General features: G+C 38.4%; 13 protein-coding genes. 4 read left to right on the plus strand and 9 right to left on the minus strand.

Annotated features, from left to right (window positions below):
• Positions 1-66 precede the first annotated feature (66 nt).
• Positions 67-606 (plus strand): hypothetical protein, encoded by a 540-nt coding sequence (locus PYV58_RS12505; RefSeq protein ID WP_034612782.1) that lies wholly within the window; start codon positions 67-69, stop codon positions 604-606.
• Between the two features lie 68 nt (positions 607-674).
• Here PYV58_RS12505 and tsaD read toward each other — a convergent pair whose 3' ends face one another.
• Positions 675-1,691 carry a tRNA (adenosine(37)-N6)-threonylcarbamoyltransferase complex transferase subunit TsaD gene (gene tsaD / locus PYV58_RS12510; protein WP_004720969.1) on the minus strand — a complete coding sequence of 339 codons (1,017 nt, stop codon included), beginning with the start codon at positions 1,689-1,691 and terminating at the stop codon, positions 675-677.
• 145 nt (positions 1,692-1,836) lie between these two features.
• Between tsaD and rpsU the strand changes: the two genes are divergently transcribed.
• Complete coding sequence (gene rpsU / locus PYV58_RS12515) at positions 1,837-2,052, plus strand: 30S ribosomal protein S21 (protein ID WP_001136722.1); 216 nt, start codon at positions 1,837-1,839, stop codon at positions 2,050-2,052.
• Between the two features lie 38 nt (positions 2,053-2,090).
• The gene (locus PYV58_RS12520) at positions 2,091-2,537 is read left to right on the plus strand and encodes a GatB/YqeY domain-containing protein (RefSeq protein WP_004720970.1); all 447 of its coding nucleotides are present in this window, start codon (positions 2,091-2,093) and stop codon (positions 2,535-2,537) included.
• A gap of 106 nt (positions 2,538-2,643) precedes the next feature.
• Here PYV58_RS12520 and PYV58_RS12525 read toward each other — a convergent pair whose 3' ends face one another.
• The 6 genes from PYV58_RS12525 to PYV58_RS12550 all read right to left on the minus strand — a co-directional run bounded on the left by PYV58_RS12525 (position 2,644) and on the right by PYV58_RS12550 (position 7,412).
• Complete coding sequence (locus PYV58_RS12525) at positions 2,644-3,222, minus strand: GNAT family protein (RefSeq protein WP_034612787.1); 579 nt, start codon at positions 3,220-3,222, stop codon at positions 2,644-2,646.
• Positions 3,223-3,260: 38 nt separating this feature from the next.
• A complete protein-coding gene (locus PYV58_RS12530; protein ID WP_034612790.1) occupies positions 3,261-3,620 on the minus strand; it encodes a hypothetical protein in 360 nt (119 codons plus the stop codon).
• Positions 3,621-3,769: 149 nt separating this feature from the next.
• The gene (locus tag PYV58_RS12535) at positions 3,770-5,167 is read right to left on the minus strand and encodes a M48 family metalloprotease (RefSeq protein WP_227504221.1); all 1,398 of its coding nucleotides are present in this window, start codon (positions 5,165-5,167) and stop codon (positions 3,770-3,772) included.
• A 172-nt stretch (positions 5,168-5,339) separates the two neighbouring features.
• A complete protein-coding gene (locus PYV58_RS12540) occupies positions 5,340-6,305 on the minus strand; it encodes a D-glycerate dehydrogenase (protein ID WP_034612796.1) in 966 nt (321 codons plus the stop codon).
• Between the two features lie 34 nt (positions 6,306-6,339).
• Positions 6,340-7,047, minus strand: coding sequence for a hypothetical protein (locus PYV58_RS12545; protein ID WP_034612799.1), 708 nt, complete (start codon positions 7,045-7,047; stop codon positions 6,340-6,342).
• Between the two features lie 152 nt (positions 7,048-7,199).
• Positions 7,200-7,412, minus strand: coding sequence for a hypothetical protein (locus PYV58_RS12550; protein WP_004821110.1), 213 nt, complete (start codon positions 7,410-7,412; stop codon positions 7,200-7,202).
• Positions 7,413-8,124: 712 nt separating this feature from the next.
• Between PYV58_RS12550 and PYV58_RS12555 the strand changes: the two genes are divergently transcribed.
• Positions 8,125-9,753, plus strand: coding sequence for a long-chain-fatty-acid--CoA ligase (locus PYV58_RS12555; protein ID WP_034612804.1), 1,629 nt, complete (start codon positions 8,125-8,127; stop codon positions 9,751-9,753).
• Between the two features lie 360 nt (positions 9,754-10,113).
• Here PYV58_RS12555 and PYV58_RS12560 read toward each other — a convergent pair whose 3' ends face one another.
• Complete coding sequence (locus tag PYV58_RS12560; protein ID WP_034612809.1) at positions 10,114-14,655, minus strand: translocation/assembly module TamB domain-containing protein; 4,542 nt, start codon at positions 14,653-14,655, stop codon at positions 10,114-10,116.
• Between the two features lie 35 nt (positions 14,656-14,690).
• Complete coding sequence (locus PYV58_RS12565; RefSeq protein WP_034612811.1) at positions 14,691-17,435, minus strand: BamA/TamA family outer membrane protein; 2,745 nt, start codon at positions 17,433-17,435, stop codon at positions 14,691-14,693.
• Between the last annotated feature and the right edge of the window lie 24 nt (positions 17,436-17,459).

Here is a 17,459-nt window from a genome sequence, read left to right on the forward strand (position 1 = left end):
AATCAGATAAACCACAGTAAAAGAAATGCGATAAACTGTGTAGAAACACCTTCAAAGTCAATATAAATGAAAAGATTTTTCGCCCTATCACTGATTGTTTGTTCTGCATCGCTACAATTGGCATATGCTGGGACGACGTTTAAAAAAGTTTCTGAGTGTCAGAGTGATTATTTTAATGGCGATTATTGTTCTAAAGCCAATCTTGCCAAATATAAAAATGCGCTTAAAACAATGCAGCCCAATTTCGATAAAAAATATATTTTACTCAATACGGGAACTTCAGATTCTTTAGAAATGGTTGCTTTAGATACCCAAACAGGGATTGCTTATCCACTCAATTATCAGTTCACGGGTTGGGAAGATAATGAAGGCAATGTCAAAAAGAAGCCCACTTATACATTTTCATTGAATGACGCCAAATTATGCTTAATGGGTTCACAATTCGATGGTGATCACCCTGGCACACATGAAACCTATAGCAATATTAAAAATTGTTTTAGCATCAGTCATCAATATGGTCATACAAACTTTGAATCAAATTACGATGATCAGGTTCAATATCACTATGATAACAAAAGCAAAACATGGAAGCCTTATTCTCGTTAAATTTTAGATCCATAAAAAAAGAGGCTTTCGCCTCTTTGTTAAATTTAACAATCCGTTCAATATCGGACTTAAACTAATTCAGGTTTAGTCAATTCAGTCATTGGCCAACGTGGTGTCGTCGTCACCGATAAACCATCTTTTTGTCCAGCTTTTAAACGCTGATAACCTGCAAACGCAATCATTGCACCATTATCTGTACATAAAGCAGGTTCTGCATAATAAACCGTTGCTTTAATTTTAGCTAAATCTGCTTCTAAACGCTCTCTTAAACGTTTATTGGCACTGACACCGCCCGCAATCACCAAACGCCTTAAACCCGACTGTTTTAATGCTTTAATCGACTTTTTGACCAAAGTATCCACTAAAGCTTCTTGGAATGAAGCTGCAATATCTGCATCACGTTGTTCTTCACCCAATTTTTTTAACTGCACTGAAACAGCAGTTTTTAGACCACTAAATGAAAAATCTAGCCCTTGATGCAACATTGGACGTGGAAATTCAAACGCGTTTTTGTCACCTTGTTCCGCCAATTTTGAAATATTTGGACCACCGGGATAAGGTAATTTCAACATTTTTGCGACTTTATCAAAAGCTTCACCAGCAGCATCGTCAATCGACTCACCTAGAATTTCGTACTCACCAATTGCATGTGCTGCCATCAATTGAGTGTGTCCACCTGACACTAATAATGCGACAAACGGAAATTCAGGTGGATTTTCGGATAATAATGGAGCAAGCATATGACCTTCCATATGATGCACGCCAATTGCGGGTTTATTCAGCGCAAAAGCCAAGGTGCGACCAAATAATGCCCCTGTCATCAGTGCGCCCATTAAGCCTGGGCCGCGCGTATACGCCACTGCATCGATCTCTGATTTTTTTACACCGCTTTGCTCAAGCAACTGATTAATCAAAGGAATTAACTTCCGAACATGATCACGAGAGGCCAACTCAGGGACCACACCACCATACTCTGCATGCAATTTAATTTGACTATATAACACCTGTCCTCTTAAGCCGACTTCATTGTCATAGAGCGCTAATCCAGTTTCATCACATGAAGTTTCTAAGCCCAGAACGATCATTAAATTGCCTTTTACCCATTTCAAAATATTGCTAAAGCTATTATAGACTTGTGGTATGAGATGTAAATGAGTAAAATACTGACCTTCACTTGTGATCTAGGGTAATTCGACCCTGATCTTATCCATAACTTAATGAGGATTCTTCATGCCACAAGTTAAATTGAAAGAAGGCGAACCAGTAGACGTAGCTATCCGTCGTTTCAAACGTTCATGCGAAAAAGCTGGTGTTTTAGCTGATGTTCGTAAACGTGAATTCTACGAGAAACCTACTCAAGAACGTAAACGTAAAAAAGCTGCTGCTGTTAAACGCTACCAAAAGAAATTGGCGCGTGAATCAGTACGTACTACTCGCCTTTACTAAGATTAATTTGTGATTGATTGACTCACCTGGACAGATAAATGACTACTTTAAAAAACCAAATAACTGATGTTTTAAAAGCAACAATGCGTGCTAAAGAAATGGGTAAGTTAACGGTAATTCGTGGTCTACAGGCAGCAATCAAGCAAATCGAAGTCGATGAGCGCATAGAGCTTGACGATACTCAGGTTCTTGCGGTCATTGAAAAGCAAATCAAACAACGTAAAGAATCGGTCAAAGCCTTTGAAGGTGCAGGCCGTGAAGATTTAGCTAGTAAAGAACAAGCCGAAATTGAGGTGTTATCTCAGTTTCTACCTGAAGCTATGTCAGAGGACGAGCTTGATTCTCTCATTGCGCAAACTATTACTGCGCAAGGTGCAACTAGCATGAAAGATATGGGTAAGGTGATGAATTCTCTACGTCCGATCATAGCCGGACGTGCCGATCCAGCACAAGTTTCTGCAAAAATTAAAGCAAAACTTGGCTAAACCCAACGTTCTTAAATCTGAATTTCTGTTTGATTTGGTCTATTTAACAACTTAAATAAAAATTATTTTGCAATGAAATAGTTTCTTGTTAAATAGCCCAAAATCGTCAATCTACAATATCAGTTAATTTATTTTCTATCTGATAATGGCAAATATCTCTAAAGCCACCATCGACTGGATTCTGTACAGATTGATATTGAATATCTTTAAGCAAAAACCCTGCTTTTTCACATAATTTTCGTGCCAATATATTTTCTACATCGACATAAGCATTTAAACCCCAAAAATTCCATTTCGAGAATAAACTACTTACAAATAGTGTTAGCGCTTGTGCCATATAACCTTTTTGTTTAAATTTTGAGTTTCCCCAAAACCCAATAGATGCAGTATTTTGCAACCAATCAATTGCATGGATATCGACAACCCCTAAAAAATCATCAGTTTCTTTTAAACGGATAATAAATACAAAGTTCTCTTTATTTAACAACGCCACCAAACGAGATTGGCAGAATGCCATTGAAGCTGGCAAATTAGGCTCTTCCAATGCCCATGCGAGACTTGCAGGAAACTTTCTAAGCTCGGTTAAAGTATTTTTTATTGCACTATATAAATCTTCAGCATCAGATACTTGAATGATGTTGAGAACAATCTGCTCATTCTCAATTTGAAATTGGCTAAAATCCATAAATGATGTGGCTCAGATGTAAGATGTTAAAGATAAACCTATTTCAAATCACACTGAATATTATATTTTTTAAGCAGCTGCATTTCAGGTGACAACATCACTTTATCAATCACATTTTGTTTGGTCATAGATTGCGCTGATGGTGGGAGGTATCGACGATTTTCATCTGTCGTTTTATACATATCATCGACATATTTTTTAACAATGCCACAGAATTGTGACTCTTGTTGCGGATTAAACTGACTCAATTTAGGATCTAGACTACGCAAAAAAAATTTCATATCTGCACTGTATTGCGTCGAAATACGCTCAACTTCTCGAACATAGCTTTCTGGTACTGCTGCAAATGTTGAGTGAGCATAGAAAAAAATGCTGCATGCGATTAAAATTTTCTTCATGTGAATCAAATACTTTATTATAACTTTAAGTGATTTTAGCTTAACCTGTTCAAGCAAGAATAGAAAGTAAATTTTCTTTAATGGCACATTTTAAATCACCCATTATTTTTAGTTTTTAACTCAAGTTTTAAGTTCTTTAAATGTTATTTTTAAATTTTTAACTTCCGCTCATCTTGCATCACTTTTAAGCGTGTATCGATACGGGCACTCATCGCATTATTCTCTTTAGCCAAGCGCTTGGCATGTAAAAGTGATTTAATTGCATTTTCTTCATCACCAGACCAATATTGAACTTCCGCCCGATTTCTCAGCACATTGACTGTACGCATTGGATTCTTTTTATCTAAATTTGCCGCTTGTTGTAACAGTTGCCAGCCAATAATATCTTTATTATTTTTATTTACAAAACGATTAACCAATTGCTCAGCTTCTTTGGGCTTCTGCTGTCGAATATAAACTTCGGCTAATTTATAACTTAATACACGATTTTCTGGGGTTATGATTTGCTTACTGATGATGGTTTGATAGGCATCATCTAATTTATTTCGCCCTAAATAAATATCAGTTTGAATCAAAGTGACCAAAGTATGCTCAGCGTTGACCTTCTTGGCTAAATTCAGCTGCGTCTGCGCATTGTCATAATCACCTTGCAGCAAATAAAATTCACTTAAAGCCAATAAACCCGCTAAATTATTCGATTGTGCCAAAGCCAACAATTGACGGTCAGTGGCTTGTCCCGAAATCACTGCGGTATACCATTTAATAATATCAAAATCAGATTGCTGGGCGCGAAAAGGAACTTTTGGAAATTGATTTGCCCTTAATCTGGCTTCACTCATACGCTCAGTTGTTAAGGGATGGGTTAACCAAAAATCAGGTAAAAAGCTTAAACGGCTGGTAGAACGATGCATGGTTTCAAAGAAATCAGCCATACTTTCTGGGTCATATCCAGCCCCATACATAAACTGCATGCCGATCCGATCTGCTTCACGTTCTTGATTTCGGCTATAACTGAGCTGCTTATCCATCAGTGCCGCTTGTGTTCCCATCATCACCGCCCCACCTATATCACCATCCGCTTTGGACGCCAATGCAGCACCAACAATGATTCCAGCAAGCGCCAATAAACCTTGACCTTTAAATGCTTCTTGTGAACGGCTGTAATGACGTTGTGTGACATGGGCAATTTCATGTCCCATTACACTGGCAACTTCATCCATGTTACTTGAAGCTGTAATCATCCCACTATTTAGGGCAAACATGCCCCCAGGTACTGCAAATGCATTGATCTGAGCATCTTTAATTACCACCAAGCCTACTGGCTGTGAAAGCTGGGTCTGACTGAGAATTTTTGAAAAAACCAGCATAAACTGATCTTCCAGCCAAGGATCTTGCAGAACTGGCATTTGCTGTTGCACTTGGCGATAAACTTTTTCACCAATGGTTTTTTCTTTTTGTTGATCAATAAACCCCACCCCACTGCCAATCTCAGGTACTTCAAATTGAGTACTATTCTGAGTTTGCAGAAAATCATCAGCTGAGCTAATTGAAGTGCTTAAGCAGAGACAAAGGCTGAGGAAGGTCTTGTTCAATTGATCGTCCCAATTATTTTAATATTCTAAATATAACATTGAATTTAGTACAAATTCGCAATGAAGTGTTAGGGGGCTGTAAACACTTCATATGTAATTTGCATTGTCAGCAAACATTCAACATCAACTAGAAGTTTTCATTGACTAAATATCTTGGTGTGTGTTGTTCCAAAGCATCGACTAAATTTTGCAAAGCCAGTTCCGCCATTTTCTTGCGCGTCTCGGTGGTTGCTGAACCGATATGCGGTAAAGTCACGACATTATCCAACTCAAACAATGGCGATTGTTGCAACGGTTCTTTTTGGTATACGTCTAGACCCGCAGCAAAAATTTGGCGGTTCTGTAAAGCCTCTGTTAATGCCTGTTCATCCACCACCGAACCACGTGCAATATTGACAAAAACAGCATGCTTTTGCATCAAAGCAAATTCTTGAGCACCGATTAAGGCTTTAGATTGGCTATTTAAATCTACCGCAACCACAACAAAATCAGCTTGTTTTAACAGTGCTTCAAGACTTTTATATTGTGCATTAAACTGTTGTGCAACTTCGATTTTTTCCCGGCGATTATGATACACAATATTCATATTAAAGCCATAAAATCCACGTCGTGCAATTGCCGCACCGATATGACCTAAACCAATTATTCCTAAAGTTTTACCAAAAATTTCTTGACCAAATTGTGTCGCATTGACTGTACGTTGCCACTCACCTTGTTTGGTCCAGTGATCTAAACTCGGTACTTTACGTGCAGCACTCATCAACAAAGTAAAGGCTAAATCCGCTGTCGTTTCGGTTAATACGTGTGGTGTATTCGACAACCAGATTTTCTTTTGATTTAAATAATCAACATCGTAATTATCATAGCCCACACTGACAGAGGAGATAATTTTTAATTTTTCTGCAGTGGCTATATTACTTTCATTAAGCAAACGACCCGCACCAATCATTGCATCTGCATCAACAACCGCTTGACGAATTTGTGCATTGATATCGCCTTGCTTAGGATTCAATACAACCAACTGATATTTTTCTGCTAATTTTGCTTGAACTTCTGAGTCGATTTGACTAAATACAACCACTTTTTTATTCATATCCCAGAAAACCTCTCAGTACAGATCTTGAAAACTAATTCAGTTTATTTTGCATAAATTGCCATAGACGGCGTTTTAATAAAGGTTGCTCAATCATCTCTTGTAAACTTGCCAATTCAAACATTTCAGTATTGTTTAAATAAGGCAATTGACCAAGACTGATGACTTTACGCTCTTGCCTTAAAGCATCAACAAACCCTTGGATATACATCGCAGCCCCTCTTCCATCTTGAAGCTGCAACATTGGAAAAGGCCATTTTAAATCATAAAATTGCCCTACAAGCGCCTGCTGTATATTGCCCCATAGCGTGAATTGGTCAGCGCTGATTTGAGTACAATCGACAAAAATGACACAGCTTTCAATGCAATAGGCTTGGATTTCAAATGGCGCAATTTGTAATGCAGGCTCGACAATAAAGTTTGTCTGTTGCTGAATTTGTTCAGGCACCGAAACTTCTTCAGTTTGCTGTGTTTCAGGATTACGTTTTAATAAAGAAACTTCAGGCTGATGAGCTTTTTCAATTGGTGGCGGCTGTACTTTTTGATTTTCTAGTTTTGCATCTGATTGAGTTGAATGCGTGTTCAACTCAGGCACAACAGCAATATCCTGTTCAACTTGAGCAATATCACGGTATAGCGCATTTTCATAATGACGTGTTTGAACATCAACCTTGGGGATCCAAAGCTCTATTCCCATCGTAGCCAAAATGCTACGCTGATGTTCTGATACATTCATATTCATTATGGATTCAATACACACTATTCAAGCTATATTTTAGCTGTGTTTTGACTTTTTTGTCGCACTAATCAAAGCAAAAAAACACGATAAATTAAATTTAAACGCAAGAATATGTTACATGCTGATTTTAGCGACAATCATTGAGCACCAATTCACTATAAAGATGTGATTAAAATTCCGTACTTTGCCGTAAGATACATCCCCTGACGAATGATATCTGTACCATTGGCATGATGAACTTTGAGTTCTTGAGTCAACACATCAAATTGAAAAGCATCATAACAATCTTGATGTTGGCATAACCAATTTAAAGTATCAGCAAGATGTTCATCGACAATATAATTTTCAGCTAAAAAATTTTTAGACATTATGATTCAAAGACAATAAAACAAGAATAGGGTTATTCTAACGTAAATTTAACTATACTGAAAAAACCAAGACAGCCTTAAGCAATCAAACAATGACATCTATCAGCATAAGATTGAATGAATCAGCTTGCAAAACTAGATTTTTATTATTTTCATTTAGAGATATAACGCTTTCTAAATATCACCATATTTTATCCAATGATCATAATATAGTGATATTTTGAGATCGCTTCTAGAAAATTAATGATGAGCACCACACTTACGGCACTCTTTAACCACAATATTATGTCCAATTTCATATTCAAAACTGTGGATACACAATAATTTTCTGATTTTTTGAAACATTCTAAAACTCCTTTTAATATCTCACGTCAATATAGTTTCATCCTAAAACATCAATGCCTTAACAAGACATAGAATATGTTTAGCACATATACATATATCTGAGTAATACTTTTCCCTAGTTCTTTAGTCTGATACCCCACATTTCTTGATTAAATTTTCAAATCGCGATAATCCAACTAAGCTATTGTTTTTTATTGGTTAAAATAATAAAAATGTTGCAAAAATATATTGTTTTTAAGCTTGATTTAATCTGACTTTTATATAGGATGAAATGATAGCTTTTTCTATTTAACAATTTTTTTCACTTAGAAAGCTTCTGAGAAAAATACAATTTAAGCCTATCAACAAGATTATAAAGGAATTTTATATGCAAGGACGTATGATGCAGCAACCATTATTAATTAGTAGCCTCATTGAGCATGCTACGCGTTATCATGGTGATACTGCGATTATTTCAAAAAATACCGATGGCACGATTACAAAGACAGATTGGACACATGTAAGTGAAAACGCGAAACGCTTTGCCAATGCACTTGCCGGACTGGGTTTAGGCTTAGGTGACCGAGTTGCAACGATTGCATGGAATAATCATCGTCATCTTGAATCTTGGTATGCAATTTCCGGAAGTGGCTTGGTCTGTCACACCATCAACCCTAGACTTTTTCCTGAACAATTGATCTTTATTATCAATGATGCTCAAGACAAAGTGGTGTTATTTGATAAAACCTTTTTACCGCTAATCAAAGCAGTGAAAGCCCTTACCCCTCATGTAGAACATTTCGTCTATCTGGGTGCTTTTGACCAAGATATTGCCGATGCCCTCCCAGATGTTAAATTCTATGATGTACTGATTGCAGAACATTCTGTACAGTACGAGTGGCCAAATTTTGAGGAAAATACCGCAAGCTCGCTTTGCTATACCTCAGGAACAACGGGCAATCCAAAAGGCGCTTTGTATAGTCATCGCTCAACCATTTTACACACCTATGCGATCGCACTACCCGACTCACTAAATTTATCTGCAAAAGATATTATGTTACCTGTGGTTCCCATGTTCCATGTCAATGCTTGGGGTACACCTTATGCCGCAGCAATGGTCGGTTGTACATTGATACTCCCAGGGCCGGGTTTAGATGGTGCCAGCTTAGTACAAATGATTGATGAATATAAAGTCAGTATTGCGCTCGGTGTACCAACGATTTGGCAAGGCTTGCTTGCCGCAGCAAAACAATCTGGTAGCGCTCTTGAAAGCCTTAAACGCAATGTCGTTGGCGGTTCAGCTTGCCCACCTGCGATGATGAAAGCATTTAGAGACATCTATCATTGCGAAACTATTCATGCATGGGGTATGACTGAAATGAGCCCATTGGGCACAGGCAACCAACTTAAAGCCAAACACCTAAATTTAAGTGAAGAAGAACAATTTAAAGTTCGCTTGTCTCAAGGTCGCCCACCTTTTGGCGTAGATTTACGTATTACCGATGAAGAAAATGGTACACATGAAGTTGCCCGTGATGGACATAGCACGGGGAATCTGCAAGTCAAAGGCCATTGGATTATTGAATCTTATTATGGCAAATCTGAAAAAGCGTTAAGTGCTGATGGTTGGTTTGATACCGGTGATATCGCCACGATTAATGAGGACGGCTATCTGCTGTTAAGTGATCGTGCCAAAGATTTAATTAAATCAGGTGGTGAGTGGATTTCTTCTGTTGAACTTGAAAACATTGCCATGAATCATCCTGAAATTGCGATGGCTGCTGTGATTGCAGCAAACCACCCAAAATGGGATGAACGCCCAGTGGTGATTGCGATTAAACAGCAAGGTAGTCACATTACTGAGCAAGAACTATTGGATTACTATGCAGATAAGATTGCAAAATGGCAAATCCCGGACAAAGTTATTTTTGTTGAATCCATTCCTTTAACAGGTACCGGTAAAATGTTAAAGCGTGATTTACGTGAACAATATGGAGATGTGTTATTAACTGAATAACGCTATTGAAGCGCTTTAGGGTGTAACGCCTTCCTCAAATCAGTTTTGAAAGCCCAATATTTCATTGGGCTTTTCTACTTATAAAAAATTAAATATTCAACCCATGATCAGTCTTAAACAATCAGTATAAATCAGCAAGACAAGTGCAATATAAAGATCTTTAATATACTCGCCTATTGGCTTTTAATAGCTATGTACAAGATCTTTGCGCTGCTCACATTCCAAGCATTTTACGATGCGCTTTGTTTAGCTCAATGATTCATCTCATTTGATTTAAGCATAAAAAACTCGGATCGTAATCCGAGTTTTTCAATATTGATCAACTACATTTCAATACCGATTGCATTTAAAATGTTTTGGCTAGAATCTCCAATGATAGAACACGTCAATGGCTTTTTCTAAAGACTGGCTGGCTTCCAGATATAAACGTTTATTCATTTGATAACGTAAAGTCAGTTTATTCACTGGTGTAAATACCCCCACACCATAGCGAATATACAAGTCAGGGGTAATATAACCCGTCAAACTGACCTGCGTATCATCCCCAGTCCCTTGTGCATCAAAAGACAAACCACTTAAACCAAATGTACGTCCAATTTGATTGGTAAATGCGCGCGTTCCCCCTAGCCCCAAACTGATCCCTGCTGCTGCAATCGTATTGTTTACATCCGATTTAAATCCTTCAGCATTACTTAAGCCACTAGAACCTTCATTAATACGTCCTGTAATTAAAGCATTCATCGCTTCCTGATCTGACAAACCAGCATCATTATAAACTTGAATATTTGGACTAGAAGCTGTGCCTGTAATACGTAGACCTACGGTACTTCCAGAAATACTCTTATTGGTATCGACATCCAATGTAGGATTAGACAATGGGCCATTAAAACGAGCAATGGCACGATTTAAGTCTAAGCGCTGACCATAAGCTTCAACGGTTACTTTTTGACTGACACCAATCGCACCATTGGCACGCATTGCAGTTTCCAAACCACGTTGAGAAAGGTAAAGACGGCCCACCAATGGAATACGACTGTTAAAGCCTTGGAAAATAACTTTATCGCCCAAGTTTACTGAAACATCTGCACGTATAGACCACGGCTGTGCTGCTTTAAGCACTGCTAGCTGATTTTGACCTTCTTTTACAATACGGACATCAGGTGACACATTGACTACGGTTGCACTGGATTCAGGCATTGAAATTAATGCACTAGGTACATCAACTTTACCTTTAACGGTCAGTTTCTTACTTAAAGGTAAAGCATCCAATTCAATATCAGTATCGACAACTGCAGTGATCAACGGTGCTTGACGAATCAGCAATTTATCGCCATTGAGACGTAATTGTATATGTGGATCATTTTTCCAATCGATACTGCCATTAATTTTACCGACACCACGACCACTGTTAAATGCACCATTAATTGTTGCAACGTCTTGACGAATTGAAGTGTAAATCTGAACATTATTCAAATTCACAGGCAGTGAAATCATACTAATTTCACCATTTTTCAAGCGCATTTCACCATCAAACAATGGTTGTGTCAGCGTACCGTTAATTTTTCCTGCAAGTGATAAAGTCCCATCAAGCTTACGTACATCAGCAATAAATGGTTTTAAGATTTTCAGCTGAACTTCATTAAATGCCACCTCACCACGCATCGGCTTAGACTCGACATATGGATTGACAATGACACTGGCATAGCCTGTTCCAACATTCGGCGCTTTTAAATCAACACGCAATAACAAACCATCTTTTATGCTTTTCGCAATTACACTGGCTTCGTCATAGTTCATTGAAGTTGAAGGATCATTCGGATCTTCTGCCGCAATACCAATTTGCCCATTACGAGTAACCAGCTTGGCATCTAATTTAGGCTGTGCACCTTTCGCCCATGATGCTTTTGCATAACCATTTAATTTCCCCGTCAGTGCCAAACCTTCTGGCATAAACGCAGCAAAATCATTCAGATCTAGGTTTTTAGTAACAAAGGAAACATTACCATTTTGCTGACTTGCGCGGATCGGTTGATCAAAACACAATTGGCTTTGCTGACTTGACCAACAATGCTGTCCAACATATAACTCCGATTTTGACGCGTTAAAAATAACCGGCGCATTTTGTTGTTGTAATAAGTGCGCTCTTACTGAGTCAAACTCACCTTTTTGAATCTGACCCAACCAATCATTTTGCGCATTAAATCCACCTGCAAGCTGCACATAGAACTTAGAATAATAGTTCCATGCCTGAAGCTGTAATAAATGTGCTTTACGTGTTCCAGAAAGTGTAATCCCTGCATGCTGAATCTCACGGTTTCCACTGCGCAAAGTATCCATTTGCGCCACCATTTTCGACGCTACAGTTTCAGAAGTTGGTAATTCACCTTTTAAGCTTAATTTTTTAATGCTTAGGCTATCATTAAAACTAAAATTATCGACTGTGAGGTTTGCAGTTGCACTCAGACGTGGCTGTGCTTGTAGATTCAAATAACCATATGCTGTGCCACGTAATCCCGGGTAAAGCTCATATAATGCAGGTGCATTGACTTTTAATCGTAGATTCTGTGCATTTCCTGTCGCCTGAACTTGGTTATTGGCATAAGACAAAAATAAGTTGTTGGCTTCAAATTGCTGTGGCATCAAGCCTTTTAAATCAGAATTTAAAACAACTGCAAGGTTACCTCGTCCTCTTAAGGGTTTGTTATTGATCATGCCTGCAATATTCAATTGTTGAATATTAATTCTCTTCAGACGATCTGACCAATTCCCCTGAGTCTTCACATTCCCAGAAACTTCACCACGGACAGAAGAAACAAAATATTGTGGTTTAAAACGCACCAAAGATGCGTTGATATCCCAACCGATGCCATTGCTGATATGCACCAAGCCATTGGCTAAGATTTTTCCAGCAACACCATTATGCTGTAGCTCAGATATTTTAATTAGCTCTGGTGTACCTGCAACTCTGATCTTTAACAAGCCACTGCCTTGTTTTAGCTGTGACGCATTTAATGCTCCGTCATAATTCACAGCAAAGCCTTTAAACGCTCCACCAGCATTGGCATCATTGAAAATAACTACAGCTGTACTTTTACCTGTCAATTGGATTGTTTCAGGGTTGGCTTGATTTGCAAGTCGCCCAGTTAAATTAATCGCATCAAAATTAATCAATTGTTGATTTGGTTTCGCATAACCATTGGCTTTTATTTGCCCATTGATTAAATCTACTGGTGCAGTTGCGACAATACTTTGTGGATTAAAATCTTTTGCATTGAGTAAGGCATTCCATTTTAACTGGCGTTTTTCAGTAGGTAATTCAACAACTGCGTTTCCAGATAAACTGCCTTTCGTTGCCACATATTCAAATGCTGGTACGTGTAGATCATTGCCTTTTAGGTCTAACTGAGCTGTGTATTTGCCCTCAGGTAAACTGCCTTTTTCATGTTGACGTACAACGGTTGCCACATGAATATTTTGCTGATCGTCAACCAGTGCAACTTCAACCTGACCTTGTTCACTGCTTAACCAACCCACATAAGGCACGGCTCGGTCGATATTTTTCCAGTTAACCCCCAATAACATCGGTTCAGGCTTTTTACCCTTTTGCTCAGCTTGATCTAATTTAACCTTCCAAGCTTCATATTTATCAAAATCAACATTGGCGGTTAAATGCATACCTTGTTTTAATTCGCCCACTGAACCAATTTTGGCATCAAGGGAAACAGGTAAAAAGTCTTGAATCACTTGTGGGATAATTTTATCTTTTGGATTGATTCGATCTAAACGGCCTTGCACATCCCAATGCACATGATCTTGCCAACTGACCAAACCTGCAAGATTTAAAGCACCACCCATCAATTGACCATTTAAATTATTAATATTCAACTGATTGGTTAAATCGGTATGTGCTAAAGCAGTATATTGACCTTGTGGGATATTTTTACCACTAATGTCTGTGTTGATGTCTAAGTTTAGGCCTTTAACATCGCCTTGAAATTTCGCCAAGCCATTTTTAGACAGTAATTCTTGTTCCTGCAACAACGGCCAATGATAATCTTTAAAAACCAAAGCACCATTCATTGGAACATCATGACGCATCGGATGGATCACCGCCCAGCCCGTTAAAAGATCGGGCGTTTTCGTTGCAACACCCGCTTTAATCGTGTCGAGTGAGCCACGCGCATGTACGTAAATATCTTCAACATTCAAACTTTTTAAACTCGGGATCCGCAAAATTGCTTTGGCATTCAGTGGATAATCGCCTTGCTTAAAGTTCATATTACCTGTCGCGTCTTTTACAGATAAATAGCCCATGTCCATTTTAGAGTTTTCAAACTTCAGCTCTGTACCCGACCACAATGCATTTTCTAAATGAATATCGTTAAAATCAATTTTTGTAGATGCGGTTTGAAACTGCATATGATCTACATTTGCTTCATCCAAACGTAAAACAAAGGGTAACTTGATTTCGCTAAACTTAAAGGGTTCATCGCTTGGCGGTGTTTTGCTGATAATTCTTAAATTGTTAACATCAGCATGGCTCAAATGAATTTCTTTATCTAATATTGCGCGCCAACCCAAGGAAACATCCGCACGATCAATTTTGACATCAACCGCAGCGAGAGTGACCAAAACATTTTTAAGTATGATCCCTTGAAGTAAGTTACCGCTTTCATATTGGTAATCAATAATTTTCTGGCTTGAAGCAACCCGATCCAATAAAAACTTACTGCCTTTATCGGTACTAAACATTACAGCCAATGCAGCAATCAATAAAATAATGACCAAAAGCAATGACATCAGAATATTACGCAATATATTGCGCTTCTTCGGTGTCTGCTCTTGCTTTAGTTGATCATTTTGCTGTTCATTTTGAACATCTTGATGTTCTTCATCAGCCATAATATTTCCAGTAATTCTCTTATATTTTTAGTTAATTAAAGTTGTGAACCAATAAAGAAGTGCAGTCGAATTGGGCGAGCAGGATCTGAAACACCTGATGCAACATCAATTCGAATCGGACCAATTGGTGACTTCCAACGGATTCCTAAGCCTAAGCTATATTGGGTATCGTTACTAAATGATTTATCGTAAGCATTACCAAAGTCACTGAATATTGCGCCACGCCAACCCTCTTTAAATTGGTAATTGTATTCCAATGAACCGACAGCCAAACCCTGACCACCGACTTTATAGCCATATTCCGTTGGGGATAGGCTCTTATAATCGAAGCCTCGTAAACTCTGGTCACCACCAGCGAAATATCTTAAATTATAAGGAACTTGTTCAAAATCTTTGGCAAAAATATAGCCGACATTCAAACCACCAACTATCTGATGATTATCATTTTGACCAAAAGAATATAAACCTTTCCAATCTGCACTGGTAATCGCCATATCCGTATCTGAAAGTAAAGACTGACTGCCAAGCTGAATTTTATAACTTTGCTTATATCCGCGTGTTGGATTGATCCGATTATCACTGGTTGTTTTGGTTGCTTCATAACCCAACAACAATGACTGCTGTTCTTGATTTGAACCAGGAATTAAAAAAGCATCAGGAATATTGGCAATATCTACAGGACCATTTTGAGTAACACGGTCTAAACGGTAACGCACGCCAAGAATATGCTGCCACTCTTTTCTGGAACCTTTAATAATACGGTCTACCCCAGCTACCGCAGATTCAATGACCAAATCCATGTCATTACCAATACCATCACGGGTTTCTCGTTCATAACCCGCAACCAAACTGAAGTAATCATTTAATGGATGTTTATAAGGAATGTTATAGCGAGCATCAATGGCTTGACGAATTTGTGACAACTCCATATTGGCATCAAAAGAATGCCCTAAATGGTTGACAATCGCTCGTCTATATTGGCTACGTAAACGTACCCCTGTATCAGTCCCATAACCAATACCTGTTTCTAAACTGTTTAAGCGATCCGCATTTAAAGTCACAATCACAGGAATCTTTTTATTCTCACGTGCCTGATCTTTTAATAGATCATCATCGGATTCTTTTTCTCTCTGTTGTGCTTGAAGCTTCTTTAAGTTCGGATTGACTTCTTCACCTTGCGTTCCCGCAAACTGATTTTCATTGACCACATTTTGGGTTACTTCTTTATCTGACAAATGCGCTTTATCGGCATTGGTTTGCGCAGACAATGTCGTTTCAGTGATTTTCTGCTGATCTACTAAAGCTTGCAGATCCGCGGGAAGCTCAAGTGGTTTTACAATTGCATCCGGTTTAATCGCATCAACCAAGGTATAGTTAAAATAACGTGAGTTGGTTAAGTTATTGGCCAAACCATTGACACGCCATGCGGTGTAATCCGCACCATCTTCCCACGGCGCTAAGGTTTTTAAGATTTTTAAATCGATCGGAAGTGGCTTAGAAGGATCACTCATTCTAAATTCAACATCTTGCAATTTATAACGATCGCCCGTTTCGTACTTTAAATCAATTTTGGCTTTGTTTTGCGGTTGTTCAACTTTGACATCATGTAAACGCCAATAACCATCAAAAAACCCGTTATTCGATGCTGCATCTACTATTCGGCTTTTGGTAGATTCATAAGCACCATGATTGAGAATATCACCTTCTTCTAAATCAGGAAGTACGCCAATAACTTGGAACTGTGCCAGTTTAGCGCCAGCCCCTGTAAACTCAATATTCTGTTCAGTCACTTTGACTGGGTCATGTGGGGTGACTTTAACCCCTAAATGGGTATCATCGATTTTAGTAAACTTGAATTCTGCATTGTAATAACCTACTGCTTGGGCAGCTTGTACCGCCAGTGTTCTTAACTGAGGCACCGAGCCATTAAAGTCAGAATATGCTTCTTGGGTAAAGGTTCCTAATTTTGCTTTTAAGTTAGTTGCAAGAACCGTAGGTGCCCCCGTCACGGAAACACTGATTTTTGGAATTGGTACGCCGTTGTCTTGCGGCCCACGGATTTTATTGACTAAACTTTTAAAGAAACCAGGTTTAGCCTTTTCTTCATCGCTATTACTCTGTGTATTATCAACCAAGGTTTTACCCGATTGATTTTCCTCTACAGAAATTTTATTGTCCGCACGAATCGTTTGTATAAGCTGATCAACATTGACTGGCGCTTGCGTAATTTCATTCAATTCTTGCTGGGTCGCATTAGTCACTTCAACTTGAGGTGCTTTGGTCACCCCATTACGAAAATTCTGCGCATCCGTTTTTGCATCTTCTGCAACTTTATAAATTTCATTTGCTAAAGACTGATCCACAGCAACAGCAGGTAACTCTTCAAGATCTTCAAATTGGATCGGCTTAAAATCATCTTGCACCCCCATATTTTTTTCTTGTTGTTCAAGCATTTTAACGCTATCGACTTGATCAGTTTGTTGAGCTTGTTGAATTTTCTGATCTAACTGGTCGATCTTTTCGTTGGGTACACCTTGTTGAATGGCTGCTGATTCTAATTGTTCTTGAGTATTGCTGATTTTTTCAGAACTTGTACCGATGGTTTCAGAGCTTGATGGCAAGTTCTGATTGCTTTGTATTTGATCGGCATAACTGACAGGGATCGCAAAAACACTTAAAAAAACACTTGAACATATCAGTTTATTGATATGATAACGGTCAAAGTGTAAATGTACACTATGTGAAAGCACAGATTTTTTAAAATTAATTTTTGCTGGCATACCAAGCTCGAATGACCTAAATTT

Source organism: Acinetobacter sp. TAC-1, assembly GCF_029025845.1.
GTDB lineage: Bacteria > Pseudomonadota > Gammaproteobacteria > Pseudomonadales > Moraxellaceae > Acinetobacter > Acinetobacter guillouiae.